This window comes from Oleiphilus sp. HI0079, from assembly GCF_001635105.1.
Window position 1 is genome coordinate 1 of record NZ_LWFT01000685.1, and the last position, 1,473, is coordinate 1,473.

Annotated in this window: 2 protein-coding genes; both read left to right on the forward strand. The window is 43.9% G+C overall.

Features of this window, described 5'->3' with window-relative positions; translation table 11 throughout:
• Window positions 1–810: sulfotransferase (locus A3750_RS12505; protein ID WP_068548320.1), on the forward strand; the 810-nt coding region annotated here is incomplete at its 5' end.
• A complete protein-coding gene (locus tag A3750_RS12510) occupies window positions 803–1,432 on the forward strand; it encodes a sugar transferase (RefSeq protein ID WP_068453889.1) in 630 nt (209 codons plus the stop codon). The genes A3750_RS12505 and A3750_RS12510, both read left to right, overlap by 8 nt.
• The last annotated feature ends 41 nt before the right edge of the window (window positions 1,433–1,473 follow it).

Below are 1,473 nucleotides of genomic sequence, written 5' to 3' on the forward strand. Positions count from 1 at the left end.
CGCGATGTCGTAACATCTTTTAATGGTGTCGAAACATGGCCTTGTGATGAAATAAACTACATTATTCGTCATGGGAATGTCAGACATCCGTCCGATGAGTTTTCAGAGCAGCAAGCGACCACGCTAGTTAAGTCCTACTTAAACACTACTTTTGACAAATATGCGAAAGAGTTTGGTGCAAACATTCTCGTTGAGAAAACCTGTGCGAACTCTCTTCGCGTGCCATTTCTTCATGCTGTTTTTCCTGACGCAAAATATATCTTTATTGTGCGTGATGGCGTCGATGCGACGGGGTCTGCCAAGTTGCGTTGGACGGCGAAGTTAGACTTGGCTTATATATTGGAGAAAGTACGTTTCGTTCCCAAAATTGATTTGCCTTACTATGGATTGCGTTACTTTTGGGCGCGCCTGCATCGTTTTTTTTCAAAGGAAAAACGCTTAGCTTTTTGGGGCCCAGCGTTAGATAACATGCAGGCTATTCTAGCAAAGCATACCTTGAATGAAGTTTGTGCGATTCAATGGCAACAGTGTGTCGAAAAGTCTGATGCCGCGCTAAATCACCTTCCTAAAGACCAAGTTTGTCGCGTTCAATATGAGGCATTTGTACGCGATCCAAAAACTGAGTTGGCGAGAGTGCTTCAATTTATGGGGGTTGAATCCACTAGTGAGCAGTTGGAGCGCGCTGTGGCGGGTGTATCTGCTAAGAGTTTAGGGAAAGGGCGTAAATCACTAGGGAAGGAGGAAGTTGCGCATCTAGAGGGCTTGGTTGGGAAAACTTTAAGCAAGTTTGGTTACCTTAATAATGCATGAGGGCTTGTCTTTAACTGATGCGTTGATAAAGCGCTGTTTTGATGTCGTAGTTGCGCTCGTGGGTTTGAGTTTTTCTTTTTGGTTGATTTTATTGGCGTGGATCGCTGCCAGTATAGATACATGCTCCAATGGTTTTTTTATTCAGCAGCGAGTTGGGCGTAACGGGCGTTTGTTCAAAGTTGTTAAGATTAAAACCATGCGCCAGGTAAGAGGTATTGAAACAACGATTACTGCCGACAACGACCCAAGGATTACCAAGCTAGGCGCTTTTTTTCGTAAAACCAAAATCGATGAGCTTCCCCAGTTATGGAATGTACTGTTAGGGCAAATGAGTTTTGTTGGGCCAAGGCCCGATGTTCCGGGCTACGCAGACAAGTTAGTCGGAGAAGAACGATTGGTCTTGACGATACGCCCGGGGATAACTGGGCCAGCCACCTTGAAATATAAAAATGAAGAGGCATTGCTTGCTGCGCAAGCTGACCCTGCAAAATATAATGATGAAGTGATCTTCCCTGATAAAGTGAAAATAAATATGGGCTACATTAAGAATTATAGCTTTCTTAAAGATTTAAACTATATCAGCCAGACTCTTTTTGTGAGGGGCTGCAATCATGATGCGTAAGACTATTAGCGTTGCCGTTTCCCTTTTTTTACTGCTGGGTT

Bases quoted from the DNA above. Each gene is read 5' to 3' on its own strand.
- A3750_RS12510 (WP_068453889.1), top strand. From the start codon at position 803: ATGCATGAGGGCTTGTCTTTAACTGATGCGTTGATAAAGCGCTGTTTT.